The sequence below is a fragment of the Nostoc sp. FACHB-888 genome, assembly GCF_014696655.1.
Lineage (GTDB): Bacteria > Cyanobacteriota > Cyanobacteriia > Cyanobacteriales > Nostocaceae > Nostoc.
On sequence record NZ_JACJQM010000022.1, the window covers coordinates 1 to 16918 of the forward strand.

At 40.9% G+C, this 16918-nt stretch carries 14 protein-coding genes; 7 read left to right on the forward strand and 7 right to left on the reverse strand.

Features of this window, described 5'->3' with window-relative positions:
* Positions 1–473 precede the first annotated feature (473 nt).
* Positions 474–893 carry a hypothetical protein gene (locus tag H6G26_RS15760; protein WP_190730154.1) on the forward strand — a complete coding sequence of 140 codons (420 nt, stop codon included), beginning with the start codon at positions 474–476 and terminating at the stop codon, positions 891–893.
* A gap of 329 nt (positions 894–1222) precedes the next feature.
* Here the strand turns inward: H6G26_RS15760 and H6G26_RS15765 are convergent, their stop codons facing one another.
* Complete coding sequence (locus tag H6G26_RS15765) at positions 1223–1609, reverse strand: hypothetical protein (protein WP_190730155.1); 387 nt, start codon at positions 1607–1609, stop codon at positions 1223–1225.
* Between the two features lie 124 nt (positions 1610–1733).
* Positions 1734–1910, reverse strand: coding sequence for a hypothetical protein (locus H6G26_RS15770; protein ID WP_190730156.1), 177 nt, complete (start codon positions 1908–1910; stop codon positions 1734–1736).
* A gap of 191 nt (positions 1911–2101) precedes the next feature.
* Between H6G26_RS15770 and H6G26_RS15775 the strand changes: the two genes are divergently transcribed.
* Complete coding sequence (locus H6G26_RS15775; protein ID WP_190730157.1) at positions 2102–4006, forward strand: chloride channel protein; 1905 nt, start codon at positions 2102–2104, stop codon at positions 4004–4006.
* A gap of 110 nt (positions 4007–4116) precedes the next feature.
* Here H6G26_RS15775 and H6G26_RS15780 read toward each other — a convergent pair whose 3' ends face one another.
* The gene (locus tag H6G26_RS15780) at positions 4117–4530 is read right to left on the reverse strand and encodes an AbrB family transcriptional regulator (protein WP_190730158.1); all 414 of its coding nucleotides are present in this window, start codon (positions 4528–4530) and stop codon (positions 4117–4119) included.
* Between the two features lie 395 nt (positions 4531–4925).
* On the opposite strand from H6G26_RS15780, the gene H6G26_RS15785 reads away from it, so the two are divergent.
* The 3 genes from H6G26_RS15785 to pyrR all read left to right on the forward strand — a co-directional run bounded on the left by H6G26_RS15785 (position 4926) and on the right by pyrR (position 7249).
* Positions 4926–5366: an Rrf2 family transcriptional regulator gene (locus H6G26_RS15785; protein ID WP_190730159.1), complete on the forward strand. Its 441-nt coding sequence runs from the start codon at positions 4926–4928 to the stop codon at positions 5364–5366.
* Between the two features lie 299 nt (positions 5367–5665).
* Positions 5666–6637: an adenosylcobinamide-phosphate synthase CbiB gene (gene cbiB, locus H6G26_RS15790; protein WP_190730160.1), complete on the forward strand. Its 972-nt coding sequence runs from the start codon at positions 5666–5668 to the stop codon at positions 6635–6637.
* A gap of 75 nt (positions 6638–6712) precedes the next feature.
* The gene (gene pyrR, locus H6G26_RS15795) at positions 6713–7249 is read left to right on the forward strand and encodes a bifunctional pyr operon transcriptional regulator/uracil phosphoribosyltransferase PyrR (RefSeq protein WP_190730161.1); all 537 of its coding nucleotides are present in this window, start codon (positions 6713–6715) and stop codon (positions 7247–7249) included.
* Between the two features lie 99 nt (positions 7250–7348).
* Here pyrR and H6G26_RS15800 read toward each other — a convergent pair whose 3' ends face one another.
* The 4 genes from H6G26_RS15800 to H6G26_RS15815 all read right to left on the reverse strand — a co-directional run bounded on the left by H6G26_RS15800 (position 7349) and on the right by H6G26_RS15815 (position 13851).
* Positions 7349–7732 (reverse strand): nuclear transport factor 2 family protein, encoded by a 384-nt coding sequence (locus H6G26_RS15800; protein ID WP_190730162.1) that lies wholly within the window; start codon positions 7730–7732, stop codon positions 7349–7351.
* Between the two features lie 108 nt (positions 7733–7840).
* Positions 7841–9730 carry a response regulator gene (locus H6G26_RS15805; RefSeq protein ID WP_190730163.1) on the reverse strand — a complete coding sequence of 630 codons (1890 nt, stop codon included), beginning with the start codon at positions 9728–9730 and terminating at the stop codon, positions 7841–7843.
* A complete protein-coding gene (locus tag H6G26_RS15810; RefSeq protein ID WP_190730164.1) occupies positions 9693–10193 on the reverse strand; it encodes a response regulator in 501 nt (166 codons plus the stop codon). The genes H6G26_RS15805 and H6G26_RS15810 overlap by 38 nt, the downstream gene beginning before the upstream one ends.
* A 307-nt stretch (positions 10194–10500) precedes the next feature.
* The gene (locus H6G26_RS15815; protein WP_190730165.1) at positions 10501–13851 is read right to left on the reverse strand and encodes a PAS domain-containing protein; all 3351 of its coding nucleotides are present in this window, start codon (positions 13849–13851) and stop codon (positions 10501–10503) included.
* A gap of 746 nt (positions 13852–14597) precedes the next feature.
* Here H6G26_RS15815 and H6G26_RS15820 point away from each other — a divergent pair.
* Positions 14598–15860, forward strand: coding sequence for a DUF4912 domain-containing protein (locus tag H6G26_RS15820; RefSeq protein WP_190730166.1), 1263 nt, complete (start codon positions 14598–14600; stop codon positions 15858–15860).
* 83 nt (positions 15861–15943) lie between these two features.
* Positions 15944–16870, forward strand: coding sequence for a phosphodiester glycosidase family protein (locus H6G26_RS15825; protein ID WP_190730167.1), 927 nt, complete (start codon positions 15944–15946; stop codon positions 16868–16870).
* Positions 16871–16918: the final 48 nt, after the last annotated feature.

The following is a 16918-nucleotide window of genomic DNA, read 5'->3' on the forward strand; positions in this document are numbered from 1 at the left end:
TTTCTTCATACTTGTAGCCTTGATAAACCAGTTTAACTGCCAAAGCCTTCCTCACCTCACGCGCATCTGGGCGATGATCTATAAATTCTTGTAGTTCTGCGTTAGCGAAGCTCGCCGAAGGCATCGCGGATTGTATATGCTGGTTTATCATTGTTCGCTGTTAGACAGATACACACCTGCGTATTATCTCGTAGTATTTTTCAGAAATCAAATATGATTCCTATATACTTCCATTTATTCTATTCTTTGAGGTAGTTGTAAAGATACTATTTATCTCAAATATTTCTAGCCAATTAAAATTTGTCCCCACACAGTTAGAAGCTCTATCTCAAATAGATACTAAGACTTTCAATTACTACACGAATGCTTTAGAGTCCCTCGGTTTTACTAGAATTAGTGACTTAGAACTCTCTGAATCTACCCTTACTGTCGCTAGACTTTTTTGCCATCCAAAACATCTTTGTTTTGCAGAAGTGATACAAACACCTGGGCGTTCAATCGTGTTTTGTGCTATTTGCAGTGGTTTAGAGCAAGAATGGTCAGTTAGTTTTAGAGATAATTCTCCTAATCTCGCTATTGTCTATGCCTTTTTACGCCGCCCAAGGGGGATAGTTGTTGTTCAACAAAGAGTAACTCCTGAAGAACTATTACGATCGCATCTAAAATTTCGGCAGAAAATAATGCGTGATTTGAATTTACAGTTATTGCCAGATATTTCTATGGAAGCTTATTTTGATAAATCGCAAAGAATTAGGACAGATCAGAGAAAAGCACTATGGCGCAAAAGTGTCATCATTGGATTGATAGAAATGTGGCTTTTTAACTTCAAATCTGAGGCTCAAAAGTCTCAATGGCTGGGAGGTTATGCCCATTTAGCAGCTAGAAAAGGTTAATGTCAGTAAATCGAAAAGTAACTAAGTAGAAGCTTAAAATAGTACAATTAAACTATAAGAAGCAGGGAAATTCTTCATAGCTCTTGCTGTAATAACTTTGTAAGCTATTGACGAGATTTTCTACATTGTTTGGCTAGACCCAGATCATCTGCTGTACCCTGCAAAAAATTAAAGAATCTGATCTTTATTGTTTCATCAGGTGGATCTTGAAGCGGATATGATGTAAAACCGCGTTCTATTTGGGGCAATAAGACACGGTTTCATAAAAGTATTTAGTTATAATATTACAAAAATCAAAGTAAGATTTGATTTATACCAAAGTAATCCATTTACTGAGATTTGTTTTCTGGTTTATTAATTTTCTCTGTTGTGGGAACCCCTTGGTGATCGTAGCTTGTATTTTCCTGAGTCAGAGCGATCGCACTAAAGAAAATGGCACTTCCTATAGCCAAGGCTACTATAGGACGCTTAAGCAAGACAAAATCTCTGATAATCCTAGCTAAAGGTCGGCTTTGACGACGTAGCGACGAAGCAACCATCAATTGTTTCCAAGTAAACGGATCACGGACATAATGACCGCTTTGGCAAACTACTAGCCGTTCTTGGCAATAGGGACAGCAAAATAAGCCCATGCGCGTTTTTATTGGCTTTGGCGTAGCATTTCTTTGGCAAATTGGGCAAGTAACATAATGATTATCAAAGGTGTGTATATTCATTTACCTCGTCCGCCTAGTCCATTTACTCGCTCTATAACAATAGCTATACTGAATTCCGATCAATACTTAGCAGACTTCCAAGTAGGGTCTGACATCAGCCATAAATCACACATATATTGTATTACTACCAAGGATGGCTCAATGGTCGCAACACGAGTATAGCTAGATTTAGGCAAGGATGACTCCAAGTTTTTGTTTGCGGGTGCGTCCACCCAGCCCACAAAAACTTGTTGTCTTTAGAAAGATGAGCGTTAGCGCTCACTCGCACCCCACTAGCGTAGGCGTAGCCGAAACTAGGCATTGCTAACCCTTAAATAATAATTGTCTCCCATTTAACTATTCTCCCCATAAAAATTTGCACAATGACATTTTTTACTAAATCTTTGTAAATCAAGCGAATAAAGTCTACTTGTCTGGTTGCTAAATAATGGCTCACAATGATAAGTAACAGATAAAAATTTAAATTTTTTCTTACATTTACCTCGCCTCTCAATGACTCTCCTGCCTCCCACTCAACACAGGAAGGTAACGGAACAACCTGCCTTTCCTACACCTTCCGTTCGTTTAGCTTACCTAATTAATCGTTTTCAACCATCCCCAGAAACCGTTGTCCTGTTTTTAGCCATGCTCATTGGCGGTGGTACTGGTATGGGTGTAGTCACATTTCACTATTTAATCCAGCTGATTCACCAGTTGATGCTGGAAAATTTAATGAGTCAAATCGGTGTTTGGGGTGCTTGGACTCTAGCCTGCGTTCCCACCCTTGGCGGATTAATCATTGGCTTGATGCGCTGGCGCACTCAAGACTTTGGCCCTGGACTTTCATCTCTCATCGCTGCTTCTCAGGGAACAGAGATTAGGCGACCACTACGACCAGTTAGGAAAATGCTGGCTGCATCTGTTTCTTTGGGAAGTGGTGCTTCTTTGGGACCAGAGGGGCCGAGTGTAGAAATTGGCGCAAATTTTGGGATGTTGTTCTCTGTAATCCTGAATGTATCTCAAGAACGACAACGTTTGCTTTTGGGTGCTGGCGCGGCGGCTGGACTTGCGGCTGGATTTAATGCTCCCATCGCTGGAGTATTTTTTGCCCTAGAGGTGGTGATGGGAGCTACATCTTTCGCTACTTCTGCTGTGAGTGTAGTGCTTCTAGCGGCGGTGGTAGCAGCATTAGTTGCTCAAATTGGTTTGGGGGCACAACCTGCTTTTGATTTACCTGCTTACCAAGTCCGCAGCCCCTTGGAATTACCCCTTTATCTTGGGTTAGGTTTAGGGGCCAGCCTAGTTTCTCTGGCTTATACTCAATCAATTCGGGCAGCAAAAGCCTGCTTTGCGGGGAAGGTTCCAGGTTTTGCCTTTTTGGGACGAATCCCTGAACCGATTCATCCAATTATTGGCGGTGTGATGATTGGCGCAGTTGCTTTGCACTTCCCGCAAATTTTGGGCGTGGGTTATGAAACTGTAGAAGCAATGCTTCAAGATGTGGAATTTCCACTCTACCTGTTGGTGGCGTTGTTGGTGATGAAGCTACTGATGACTGCAATTAGCACAGGTAGTGGTTTCATTGGCGGTTTGTTTGCACCAGCAATGTTTTTAGGTGCTTCTTTTGGATCAGCTTACGCCAAAATTTTAGCTGTGGTATTCCCGGCAATTTGCAATCAGATGGCGGCTCCTCCAGCTTATGCAATGGTGGGAATGGCAGCAGTGCTGGCTGGTAGTGTCAGAGCGCCGTTGACGGCTATTTTAATGCTGTTTGAATTAACCCGCGACTATCGCATTGTTTTACCGTTGATGGCAGCAGTGGGTTTGAGTGTTTGGCTAGTGGAAATGATTAAACCAACTTTCAACTCTAACTCTAATCTACAACAGATTGGTCTTTCGGAATTGAAAGATGAAAAAGCGGAAATTATGCAGCAAATTTTGGTAGAAGATGCCATGCATCCCTATCCAAAAAAGTTACCTGCAACTCTTGGAGTGTTAGATGCAGCTGTGGAAATGATCCGCGATCGCGTCAGAACTGCTTTAGTAATTGATGAAGCAGAGCAATTAGTTGGTATACTTTCTCTGGAAGATATTAACCGTGCCCTTGCTCTTTGGCAAACTTACCCAAATTCACTAACTGAAATTCCAGATAATTTATCCAGCCAAACCCTCATAGACATTTGTACTACTGAAATTCTTTATGCGTGGCAGGATGAACTATTATCTGAAGCTTTAGACCGGATGACTCTTAGAGGTTTGCATCAATTACCAGTGGTAGCACGAGATAAACCCGATCACATTTTGGGTTTATTAGAAAGAGAGCAAATTGCTTTAACGTGCAATTTAGCAGTTACGCGCAAGGCACTTCGCCACTATTTACCAGTCTTACCCACCACAGATATAGTTATTAGTCATTAATCATTGGTCATTGGTCATTGGTCACTTGTACTGAGTGGAGCCAAAGGAAGCCAAAGTATTGGTCATTGCTTTTCACAAAGGACAAATGACAATTGACTAATGACCATTTATTAAGCTGTGGCTTCTATGGTTTCATCATCTTCGCGATCTTCTGGATCTATCTGTCTTAGACGAATGTGCTTTTTACCTAAAGTGATTACAAACTCATCTCCTGGTTTCAGATTCATCTGTTTTGTATAAGCTGAACCTATAAGTAAGTTACCATTCGATTGCACACTAATTCTATAGCTAGCACTACGTCCACCACGCCCATTAGCACTGGGTGTACTGTCCAACTGAATGCCTTCGGCATCAATTAGGGCATTTAAGAACTTCATCATATTGACGCGCTCTATACCATTTTTGGTAACGGTATAGTAGCCGCACTTTTTGGCTTTGTCTTCTTTGCTCTCGTTCTCTAGCTCTTTGACTTTTTTGAGCAGTTCTTCACCGAGTAGGGGTTCAATTTTTTTCTGTTTAGGCATCAACTTATGTCGAAAATGAATGTTTGAAGTGTTGGAATCGATTTTATTTTAGCTGACGTTGAGCTAATAGGAACATAATCCTTTAGTTTTTATCTCAACCTAGCCAAGTATATTACACTCATAGCCACAATTGTTATGTGATTAACAATATTGTCAAGACAATCTATTTTAAAAAATCCTGGCAATGCTGATAACTATATATATAGTTAGTGAATCACTGCTAGACTATACTTGTTTTAAGTTTTCTAAACTGACGCTCGAAAAGTTCTTTACTTGCTGAGGATGATAACTGAGTTACAGAACGATAAGTAAAACTGATCCTTAGTCATTGATAATTGGTTATTGGTCATTGGTTATTTACAAATGACAAAGGACAAACAACAAAGCTTGCCAAAATGAAACTAACTACCAGAGGACACTATAGTGTGAAGGCGTTGCTAGATTTGAGTTTACAGCCAAAATATGGCCCTGTATCTGCCAGAGCGATCGCTAAACGCCAAGATATCCCAGCTCCTTACCTCGAAAAACTACTAATAGAAATGCGTCGTGCGTCAATAGTTAAATCAGTTCGTGGTAGCATCGGCGGATACCAATTGGCAAGAGAGCCTGCACAAATATCTATAGGACAAATTTTAGAAGCAGTTGGCGAGACTAGCCATTTACCTCATCACACCCCAGCACCTGCACAAGCTGAAGATTGGGTTACATTTAGCCTCTGGCAGAGACTCAACCAAAAACTTAAAGAAGCTTTGTACAGTATTACTTTGGCAGACCTTTATTACGATGCTCGTAGCTGGCAAGCTTCCCTTGGAGAAGAAGCTAGTTTTGTGGTTTAGTCAATAGTCAATAGTCTAAATATTAACTACGAATTTTAGATTTTAGATTTTTTGGTTGATACTCCATCCGGTAATTCGTCCCACAACACTTTCATGGGCGGAACAAATTGAAAATCCTCAATTTAAAATCCGACGCTCGTTCCTTTCTACGAGACGCTGTGCGTAGCAAGATTCCCGTAGGGGTACGCTAATACTCCACTATCAGAGCCAAGTACCCGGACTTCGTAACGCTACGCTAACTTGGTTGGGGTCAATCCAAAACCCAAAATCCAAAATTGATTGACTCTTGATTCGTAACTATGACCAATAGCATCTATATATTAATAATTGCTGCACTTTTAGATTACTTAATTGGTGATCCTTGGAATTGGCCTCATCCAGTGCAAGTTATGGGTTGGGTAATTTCTCGCCTGACTAAATTTTCCCTCCAATTGTGTAAAAATTCTCTTACACAACGCCTAGCTGGAATTGTACTAGGTATTATCCTAATAATTGGTAGCGGTCTTGTTGGCTTTTTGATTATTCAAAGTGCCAAATTGGTTCATCCGTTGCTGGGAATTGCAATAAATAGCATTCTTTTGGCTAGTTGTTTTGCTGGCAGAAGTTTGCGAGCAGCAGCAGTGGCTGTTTTAGAACCTTTAACAGTGGGAGATTTGGAGAAGGCTCGGAAGATTTTAAGTAATTATGTTGGTCGAGATACCCAAAACCTTTCACAAGCAGAAATTTCACGAGCCGTTTTAGAAACGGTTGCAGAAAATGCCACCGATGGGGTGATGGCTCCGCTTTTCTATGCAATTGTTGGTGTTTTTGTGCCAGTTGTAGGGCCAACTCCTTTAGCTTTAGCATACAAAGCCAGCAGTACCCTAGATTCAATGGTAGGCTACCGGGAAGCACCCTATACTTATTTGGGATGGTTCTGTGCGCGGTTGGAAGATTGTTTGACTTGGCTACCTTGTCGGTTAACAGTCGTGACTCTGGCGCTGTTATCGGGTAAACCGATGGATGTTTGGCGGATTTGTTGTCGGGATGCCATTAACGATCCTAGCCCCAATTCTGGGTGGAGTGAGTGCGCCTATGCTGCTTTTTTGGGCGTGCAGATGGGGGGTACAAATTGGTATTGTGGGGTAGCTAAGTACAAACCACTGCTAGGAGATGCTATTTATCCCATTACTGCAACTTCTATTCAGAATGCTTTACAGTTGACTCGATATTGTTTTTTGCTATGGTTAGGGATAGCGATCGCAATATTCTTAATACTCGCAAATAGCTAATGATAAATGTAAAGTTAGGAGTTAAGAATAAAAACTCCTAACTCTTAAGTGATCACTCCTAACTTATGACTTGCTATGTCTGCTAAAGTAGTTGAAATTCTCTCATCCGAAGAAATCCGTCGTACCTTGACTCGCCTTGCGTCTCAAATTGTAGAAAAGACGCGTGACTTGTCTCAGCTGGTGCTTCTTGGCATTTATACTAGAGGTGCGTTATTAGCCGAATTGTTGGCGCGTCAAATTGAGACTTTAGAAGGTGTAGCCGTTTCAGTCGGTGCTTTGGACATTACATTTTATCGAGATGACCTCGACAAAATTGGATTGCGGACTCCAGCAAAAAGCGAAATTCCTTTTGACCTTACAGGGAAAACAGTTGTACTCGTGGATGATGTCATTTTCAAAGGACGGACGATTCGCGCTGCTTTGAATGCAGTCAACGACTACGGTAGACCAGAGGTAATTCGTTTAGCTGTGTTAGTAGATAGGGGTCATCGAGAATTACCAATCCACCCAGATTTTATTGGCAAAAAGTTGCCTACTGCTAAAGAAGAAGTTGTCAAAGTTTACTTACAAAATTGCGATGGACGAGATGCAGTAGAGTTGATTAGTCATTAGTCATTAGTCATTAGTCATTTGTTATTGGGCATTGGGCATTGGGCATTGGGCATTAGTTATTTTTCCCCTGCTCCCTCTGCTCCCCATTCTCGCATTCTGTTACCGGAAAACTGGGCTACCATGATGATGTAGTAAATACCACTTCCCGCCAAGAAACTGAAATATATTTGTAGCTGTTGATTGTGCTTCAAGTCTTCTCCCATTTACTACTTGGAACACATTTTCCCTCAGTATAACATAGGCAATATTATCGTTTATTTCTGTAGAAATTATGTCTGTGTTTATTTCGATATAAGCGGTATTTTTAAATATCTGCTCCCAAGAGGTGCGAATCTCCTTCCAACCTCGCAGTATATTACTTCCAGGATGAATACAAAAACTACCAGTCCCTTGTGACCATATTGCACTCATTGCTTCAATGTCTTTTCTTTCAAAAGCTCGATAAAAAGCTGCGTTAGCCGCTAAGACTTCATCCTTAGTCATGGGGAGTTAAATAGTTAGTAGTTAGAAGTTAGGAGTTACTAAATTATAACTTTCAAATTTGGCAAATAAATTAGCAATTCCCAATTTCCCATTCCCCATTCCCAATCCTTAACTATTTTTGACTGTGCTAATAGTTTGCAATAATTGGCTAGCTGTATAAGGCTTGGATAAAAAGGCTTTGATACCCATGCCATAAACTGTATTAACTTTATCAGCCAAAGTCAGTCCGCTGACAGCAATGATTTTGACATCTGGGTTAATTTTTCGCAGGGTGCGGATAGTAGTTATCCCATCCATAGCTGGCATGAGCATATCAGTTAATACAAGAGAGATTTTATCTTGATGTTCTGCATATAAGGCTATTGCTTCAATACCATCACTAGCTGTGATTGCTTTGTAGTTATGGCTTTCTAAAGATGTTTTTGTCACCTCTCTAATCGCAGCTTCGTCATCTACAACTAAAATTAATTCTCCTTGCCCTGAAGGTAATCGCTGTTCTTGTTCTTCTATAGTTTCTCTGGCATCTTGTGCGGGCAAATACACTTTAAATTGGCTGCCTTTTCCCTGAACGCTTACTACATCGATAAAACCGCTGTGGCTTTTAATAATGCCAAGTACAGTAGAAAGACCAAGACCAGTACCTTTACCGTGTTCTTTAGTAGTAAAAAATGGCTCAAATATCCGATCTAATATTTCTGGTTTAATACCAATTCCCGCATCAGTAACAGTAATAACAATGTGGTGACCAACTTTAGCATCAAGATGCATCTTGGCGTAATTTTCGTCAATTAAGAGATTTTCTGCCAATATTTTTAAAGTTCCACCATTTGGCATAGCGTCACGAGCATTGACACACAGATTCATCAGTACTTGGTGCAATTGGGTCGCATCACCAGATACAGTCCAAAGATTTTGCGAAATTTGAGTGGAAACTTCAATGGATTTGGGAAAAGTTTCTCTAATAATTTGCTTAATTTCTATTATTAAATGCTTTAATTGCAATATTGTGTGATCGCCCTCAATTCCGCGAGTAAAGGATAATACTTGCTTAACTAAATTAGCCCCACGTTTAGCGTTTGTAATTAATATTTGCAACAGTCGTCGAGAACGCTCATCATGGACTTGTGCCTCAAACAGTTGAGCTGTCATCAGAATCGGCGCAAGAATATTATTCAGGTCGTGGGCGATACCACTGGCTAAGGTACCAATACTTTCCAATCGCTGGGCGCGGAGAAATTGTGCTTCCAGTTGTTTTTTTTGTGTAATGTTAGTGTTAACAATGAGAATAGATTGTGCTTTATTACCGAATTCATGCACCAGTGTCCAACGACTTTCAACAATAATTTCTTTACCTGATTTTGTTTTTTGATGTAACTCGCCCTGCCAAGAGCCATGTTTCATCATAATACTGAGTGCTTTTTCAACTTGAGACAAATTTTTTTCTTGCCAGAGAACTTGTGTCTTCTTATTGATAGCTTCTTCTTTTTTCCAACCGTATAGACTCTCAGCACCTTTGTTCCAAAATAAAATTTTGTTGTTTAAATCACACACAAAAATTGCATCGGTGGCAACATCTAGTAAAGCGGCTTGTTCGCGGATTTTCTGTTCTGTTTGTTTGCGCTCAATGGCATAGCGGATAGAACGCTCTAATAAAGGTGCGGTCAACTGGCTTTTTTCGAGATAATCTGCGGCTCCGGCTTTCATGGCTTCGATATCTATTTCCCAGTCGCCCTGACCAGTCAGCAAAATTATCGGAGAACAACAGCCGTTGGCAATTGCTTCGCGCAAAAGTTCCAGTCCCGTGTCTGGCCCCAAACGGTAGTCTACAAGATAAATGTCATGTTGGTTACGAGCGATCGCATTCTTTGCTGCTTCATAATTATTCACCCATTCTAGTTCGCAGTTTGCTACCTGAAATTCACTCAACCAATAACGAGTTAAAATATAGTCATCTTCGTCATCATCGATGAACAGAACTTTGATAGGGGTATTGTCCATGTTTATCTCCCACGGCTTCTAGTGGCAGTTTCACAATTTCAAACCAATATTTGAATAGCGTCTTCATGACCTCAACTAATGAAGCAAAAGTCACTGGCTTAATAATGAAGGAGTTCGCACCCAACTCGTAAGTATTATATATATCTTCTTCTCTTCGTGATGTTGACAGGATGACAACTGGAATTCGCCGCAGTTGTGGGTCATTTTTTATCTCTTTGAGCGCCTCAAGGCCGCCAATTCTAGGCATATTCAAATCTAATAAAATCAAACCCGGATACGGTAAACTGCTGTTGTTAGCATATCCACCACGGTGGTAAAGATAATCCATCAACTCTTCACCATTACTTACGATGTATAGTTCAATTGGCAATTGACTTTCTGCCAACGCCTCACGAACCAAGATGCCGTCGTCTTCATCATCATCAGCCATTAAGATTGTGACGTTTGTTTCTCGACCTTTCACTATGCATCGTCTCCTTTGTATTAGTATGAATCAAGTTATTAACTTGGTACAGATGGCAACTTTTACATTGACAGAAATAATCGAATATGCAGTTTATATGTTTAGCTGTGAAAGCTCCATTATTTCGTTACCAGCAAGCAACTAATACAATATGCATATTGTATTAGTTGCCAATAACCTGAAATGAATGTCATTTATAATTAACATCATGGTCAATTTGCATAACTACGCGCGACAAATTACAGGACGTAGTTGTACAATTCAGTTAATTTTAGGGTCTAGCATTATCCCTCTCTAGGAATAAAAATCAAGTGTGGGAATTAATTGGCAATACGATCATAAATTTCGCTCCTTGCCCAAGTTTGCTTTGGGCTGTGATCTTTCCGTGATGACGCTCGATAATTTTCCGACAGATAGCTAAACCTACGCCAGTACCTTCGTAATCAATGCTACTATGCAAACGTTGAAAAACATTGAAAATGCGATTAAGATATTTTTCTTCAAAACCAATCCCATTATCTTCTACGGTAATTTGACAAAGTTGAGAATTAGCAAAGATGTTATCTGCTTGATTGTTCAAAAATTCGCTATAAATTTTGATCACAGGTGGTATCTGTGGGTGGTGGAATTTGAGGGCGTTACCGATCAGGTTTTGCAGCAATTGACGCATTTGTAAAGGATCAGCTTCAATGGTGGGTAACTCTCCTATTTCCACACTTCCTCCAGTTTGCTGTACATAAATTTCTAAATCAAATAATACCTCTTGGGCAATCTTTGTGAGATTTAATGATACAAAAGGTTGCGCTCTGGTACTAATTCGTGAAAGTGTCAACAAGTCTTCAATTAATGTCTGCATTCTGGATGCAGCACTCTGCATTCGTTCTAGGTAATCACGCCCTTGCTCGGTTAATGTATCGCCACAGGTTGTTTTGAGTCGATCGCCAAAGCTTTTAATCTTACGCAGTGGCTCTTGTAAATCGTGGGAGGCGAGAAATGCAAATTGTTTCAGTTCTTCGTTAGAACGGGTGAGTTCTTGCCGTTGCCAAGTTTCTTGTTCTAAAATTAGGCTCTGAGCGGAGGCGATGCCTATTTGATCTGCCAGCTGTTGCAAAAGTTCAACTTCCCAGTTAGTCCAATGGCGGGGATGGGCGCACTGATGGGCAATTAGTAGCCCCCACAGTTGATTTTTCAAGAAAATTGGGACTACAAGGTTGGCTCTAACGGCGAAACGTTGCAGCAATTCGACATGACAAGGTTGGATATCAGCTTCCTTGATGTCGCTAATGGAACTAATTCGCCCTTGACGGTACTGCTCTATGTAATCGTCACGAAAGCAAGGGTCGATAATTTGCTGCCCCAGAACAACAGGCAAGCCGGGAACTACTGCCTCTTGAACGGCCAAAAAAGAGCCAGTTGGCTGTAGACGCAAGATTAATACCCGGTCGGCAAGCAGTAGCTTTTGTACCTCTGTGACGCTGGTTTGAAGAATATTATCGATTTGTAGAGACTGACGAATTTTCAGGGTAATATTAGCGAACAGTTGCGATCGCATATTTTGGCGTTCTAATTCTGCTTGTGCGCGATTGCGCTCGTGTAGCACGGCTCGCTGTTCGGTAATATCCATCATCGCACCCATCATCCGCACTGGTTTGCCTGCCTGGTCATGAACGACATAACCGCGATCAAAGACATAGGCATAAGAACCATCGCTACGGCGAAAGCGGTATTCATTTAGCCAGAATTTTTCACCACTATCTATAAGTGTCCGCGCTTGGGTGGCGAGTCTCTGCCTATCATCTGGATGTATATGTTCACTCCACCAATCAGCAGTGAATGTTATTTGCTCTTGTGAGTAACCAAAGAGAGTTTGTAAAGCTTGATTCCACCACACCTCATTAATCAGCAAATCCCAGTCCCATAAAAGATCATTGGTAGCACGGGCGACTATTTGGAAACGTTCTTCGCTCTGACGCAGTTGTTCTTCTGCCTGTTTGCGTTCAGTAATATCTGTATGACAACTTGTCATCCGTACTACGGTACCATTTTTATCCCATACTGCCTGACCGCGATCTAAAACCCATTTATAGGTGTTATCTTTACACCGGATTCGATGTTCACTGATACAAAACGGGGTAATTTTAGCAAAGTGATCAGCGATCGCTTGTCTTACAAATCCAATATCATCTGGATGCACTCGTGTTGCCCATTCGTCTAAATGATTGGAAATCTCATGTTCTTCATAACCAAGCATTTCCTTCCAGCGAGTTGAGAAAAATACTTGATTATTTTTAACGTTCCAATCCCAAATGCCATCATTATTGCCCTGTACGGCTAACTGGTAGCGTTCTTCGCTTTCTTTGAGTGCGTCTTCTACCCGTTGGCGCTCAATGGCTGTAGCGAGAAGATTGGCAACAGCTTGGAGAAAAGAAATATCATCTTTGGTGAAAGTGTGGTGTTTGGTTGTGTGTGCCCCAAATACACCAAAAGGACGTTCTTTGCCATGAATCACTACGCTAATACCGCTCACCACTTGATGCTCATGTAGCAGTGGCGGCCCATTGAATCGTGTTTCGGCGCTCAGATCATTAACAATCACTGGTTCTTTAGAAAGCAGGGTGTAGCCAGCTTGAGAATTGATCCCCGCACTAACGGTTGCCTTTCCGACAAGTCCAGGTTGCCAACCTACCCCAGCGCGTAGCAGCAATTTATGATCATCTGGCAGTAGTTCCAAAATTTTGCAAGACTGAACTTTTAAACATTGGGCAACCATTGTTACACATGAGTTCATCAGCGTAGTCAAGTTTGTACTAGCTAAGGCCATTTGACTTAGTTCTGCCACCATTGCTTGCTGGTTAGCATGAACTTTTAGCGCCTCCTCGGCTTGCTTGCGCTTGGTGATATCCATGTATACCCCAGACATTTGCACAGCCACTCCAGATGCATCCCTATAAACAACACCTTTGCTTGCTAAAACACGAATTCTCCCATCGGCTAAAACAACTCGAAATTCGATGTCATATTTAACTTTTTCCTGAATAGCTTGCTGATGCGATCGCCTGACTAAATCGCGATCGTGGGGATGAATACAGTAGATGAAAGCTTCATAGGTGTAGTTGAAAGTGCCTTTCTCTAAGCCAAAAAGCGCTTCTAGATTATCTGACCAAGTAATTTTGTTCGTCAGCAGATCCCAGTTCCAGATGACCATGCCACCCGCGTCTAATGCGATCCTGAATTGGGCTTTTTGCAATTGTGCCTGTGCAGTTTGCTGCCGTAATTCCTGCACAGTTCGACTAGCTTCCAGAAGACGGCGCAATCTTTGACGTAATATTGGCCATTGAATCGGCTTGCTAATGAAATCAGTTGCACCCACAGCAAAAGCTTTCTCTACGGATGCCTGATCATAAAAATCCGTCATCATTAACACTGGTGTGTCCTTGCCATCAGGGAGTGTTTGCAGTTGAGCGCAGCAACTAAACCCATCCATCACTGGCATCATGACATCCAACAGTACTATCTCTGGGTGGAGATGAGTATAAATAGCGATCGCCTCTAAACCGTTACTCGCTTCTACCACCTGATACCCTGCTTCTGTCAATTGCTCACACAGATGCATTCGCATTAAATCGTCGTCGTCTACAACTAAAATCAGGTTAGTCATTTGTCCCTTGTTCTTTGTGATTAAGCAATGACTGTGCCAATTTTAAATATTTAATTTTGGATTGCCAAAAAATTTCAATCCTACAATCTAATGAATTGGCCTTACAGGTAGAGAATTAATTTGTAGAGAAACATCAAAAATATTATTGTTCCCAGCCCCAGAAATACAGAGGCAAGATTAAATAAATATGTAAAATATTATACTATACCTTGGTTGGTATTGCGAACAATATCTCCGACGGGCTACGCCTACGCCTTTTTTAGTTTTGCTAAACTCAGCACTCTTCATTTTTCTTGGAACGTCTCTAAATAGTCTTTTTTTGGCAAAGGTATTGTTTGTAGATTAGGCTTTTTGACTAACTCACAGCTTAATGTCATGAAATTTTGACATTATTGCCATTGTTCAATATATAATGTCATGGAAGTATGACATTACGATCCCAGAAAAGCTTATAAATTCGTAATACAGGCAAAAAAGCTGTGGCAACCCCTTGATCCCTACATATGCTTAGTGGTTAATATTGACTTAACAAATAGGACTTCCTCGATCCCAAAGAAATGCTGATTTTGGCATAACTAAGGAATTGATTGGAACTAACCCCAATTTAAAAACAGATTAAAAAACTTAAAACTGGGCAAAACCAGGAGTCAGGAATAAGAAATTCATCTGGAGTGGATGAGATTTTACATAGCATTCTTTAACCAGGGGAAATCATTTACCGCTTAAACTACTGGAGGCCAAAATTAATGGCAAAAGAACGCCCGCCCTTAGAGGAGATGACCTTACGCCAACTACGCAAAGTTGCTAGTGAATATAGCATCTCTCGCTATAGCCGAATGCGTAAATCACAATTACTGGCATCAATTCAAGAAGTCCAGCGCAATAAAATTTCGCTCAGTCCATCTCGATCATTGGAGGCACAGGAAACCGTGGAAGCTGCAAAGTTTGAATTAGGTCAGGAAGATCGCACTGGTGGATCTTTAGCTGATGTTGATGAAGGACTGGCAGATTTACCTTCTGGCTATGGTGAAAGCCGGATTGTTCTCTTACCACGCGACCCTCAGTGGGCTTACACTTACTGGGATATTCCCAATGATCACAAAGAGGAACTGCGTCGGCAAGGGGGACAACAACTTGCACTACGGATTTATGATGTCACCGACATAAATATCGAATTCCAAAGCCCCCACAGTATTCAAGAATATCCTGCTGATGAACTAGCGAGAGAATGGTATATACCAGTTCCAGTTAGCGATCGCGATTATGTGATTGATATCGGCTATCGTGCTGCTGATGGCCGCTGGTTGGTACTAGCTCGTTCTGCGAGAGTACACATTCCTCCCGTTTATCCTTCTGACTGGATAGAAGATGTCTTCATCACTGTCAACTTTGAAGAAGATTTGCGTGGTCAGACTCAGTACGAACTAGTTCCCCCTGCCAAGAAGATTGCAGCTACCACCAATGGTAATGCTGTTGTCAATGGTAACGGCAACCCCATCTACGACCAAATCTTTGGTTTAGCAGAATCTGCCGAATCACTACGGGTTGCTGGTTCTATCTTCGGTTCCCAGCATCAAGTACCAAGTTCAGCGCGTCCTGAACAAGCTATTAGCTCCTACGTTTTCCCATCTGGTGTTGGTATGTGGGCAGCTCCTACCGTGTCAGGCTTAACCGCTTCCGGTGCAGGAATGTCAGGTGTTGGCTTCTCGGCTTCCGCCGTACCAATGCGTCCGCGCCAGTTCTGGTTAATTGCCGATGCTGAATTGATAGTCTACGGTGCAACCGAACCCGATGCTACCGTAACCATTGGCGGTCGTCCAATTCAGCTAAATCCAGATGGAACCTTCCGCTTCCAGATGTCCTTCCAAGATGGTTTAATTGACTATCCGATTTTGGCTGTAGCTGCTGATGGTGAGCAAACCCGGTCAATTCAGATGAAATTTAATCGTGAGACACCATCCCGAAATACCAACACCAAAGAAGAAGCTGTTTTAGAATGGTTCTCTTAAGTTTTGGTTATCAGATTAACTCCAAACTGAAATTTTAAATTATTCCCCGCTATAGTAATTCTGTAGCGGTTTTTTTGCATTATATGTCTCTGAAAAAATTATTTTTGTTATTTATCTTGATAATTAGTGCAGGCTTATTATCAGGTTGTCAAGAGATTGAAGCAAATTCAGCCCCAAAAGCATCTAAAACTTGCCCTGGTAAAGATCCTAAGTTCAGCATTGATTTTTTTAAAACCAATAATCAAGGTAAAAAGAATCAAAAAGGTATTAACAATGTGATTATTTTTAATCCCAAATCAGCAGAATTAGATTTCAAAGTTAATGTTGGTCTATCTCATAAACTCTACGCTAAAGATGCTAGAGGGAAACTGCGTAAAGAATATGTACCAAAACAGTTTCGTGAACTCATTGGTGATGAGAATGCCAAATTAAACGGACAGTTACCCATTGCCGCAATTAATGCCGACTATATAGGTACTGATGATAAACCACAAGGCTTAAATGTTTCTCGTGGTGTCGAGTATTCAGGAGCGTTTAAAAATAAACGTTCTTCTTTTGGTATATCAGGAGGTACACCTAAGCAACGACAGGCTACTATCCAGGCTGGTAGAAGAAAAAGCGATATTCTTAATTACAATTTAGTGGGTGGTAATGGCAGATTCTATCGTCAGGGTAAATTTAAAGATATCTGTAAAGATTTAGGACAATTTGCTTGTAGAAATGCTACCAATCGTTCTCTGGCAGCTATCACTAATCAAGGCTATGTAATTTTATTAGTTAATGATTTGAAAGCTAATTCAGATATTGAATTATCGCAAATTAATCAAGAATTACTGCCAGATATGTTTGATAATGTCCTAGAAGGCATTACTAGCAATAACTGTTTAGGTAAGATTCAAGAAGGAATTTTATTTGATGGAGGTATGTCTCCAGGATTATATTATAACCAGAAAACTTATGTAGAAAATTTTGGGCCAATAGGTTCAGTTTTCTTGATTTTCAAAAAATAAAATAGTTGATAACTAGTACATTTTGGCAAAATTGGCTGATGACTGATA

What these genes read in the sequence shown, in the direction of transcription:
- H6G26_RS15785 (WP_190730159.1), top strand. Translation starts at nt 4,926, where the DNA reads ATGAAACTAACTACCAGAGGACACTATAGTGTGAAGGCGTTGCTAGAT.
- H6G26_RS15765 (WP_190730155.1), bottom strand. Translation starts at nt 1,609, where the DNA reads ATGAATATACACACCTTTGATAATCATTATGTTACTTGCCCAATTTGC.
- H6G26_RS15775 (WP_190730157.1), top strand. Translation starts at nt 2,102, where the DNA reads ATGACTCTCCTGCCTCCCACTCAACACAGGAAGGTAACGGAACAACCT.
- H6G26_RS15800 (WP_190730162.1), bottom strand. Translation starts at nt 7,732, where the DNA reads ATGACTAAGGATGAAGTCTTAGCGGCTAACGCAGCTTTTTATCGAGCT.
- H6G26_RS15780 (WP_190730158.1), bottom strand. Translation starts at nt 4,530, where the DNA reads ATGCCTAAACAGAAAAAAATTGAACCCCTACTCGGTGAAGAACTGCTC.
- H6G26_RS15825 (WP_190730167.1), top strand. Translation starts at nt 15,944, where the DNA reads ATGTCTCTGAAAAAATTATTTTTGTTATTTATCTTGATAATTAGTGCA.
- pyrR (WP_190730161.1), top strand. Translation starts at nt 6,713, where the DNA reads ATGTCTGCTAAAGTAGTTGAAATTCTCTCATCCGAAGAAATCCGTCGT.
- H6G26_RS15770 (WP_190730156.1), bottom strand. Translation starts at nt 1,910, where the DNA reads ATGCCTAGTTTCGGCTACGCCTACGCTAGTGGGGTGCGAGTGAGCGCT.
- H6G26_RS15805 (WP_190730163.1), bottom strand. Translation starts at nt 9,730, where the DNA reads ATGGACAATACCCCTATCAAAGTTCTGTTCATCGATGATGACGAAGAT.
- H6G26_RS15815 (WP_190730165.1), bottom strand. Translation starts at nt 13,851, where the DNA reads ATGACTAACCTGATTTTAGTTGTAGACGACGACGATTTAATGCGAATG.
- H6G26_RS15820 (WP_190730166.1), top strand. Translation starts at nt 14,598, where the DNA reads ATGGCAAAAGAACGCCCGCCCTTAGAGGAGATGACCTTACGCCAACTA.
- cbiB (WP_190730160.1), top strand. Translation starts at nt 5,666, where the DNA reads ATGACCAATAGCATCTATATATTAATAATTGCTGCACTTTTAGATTAC.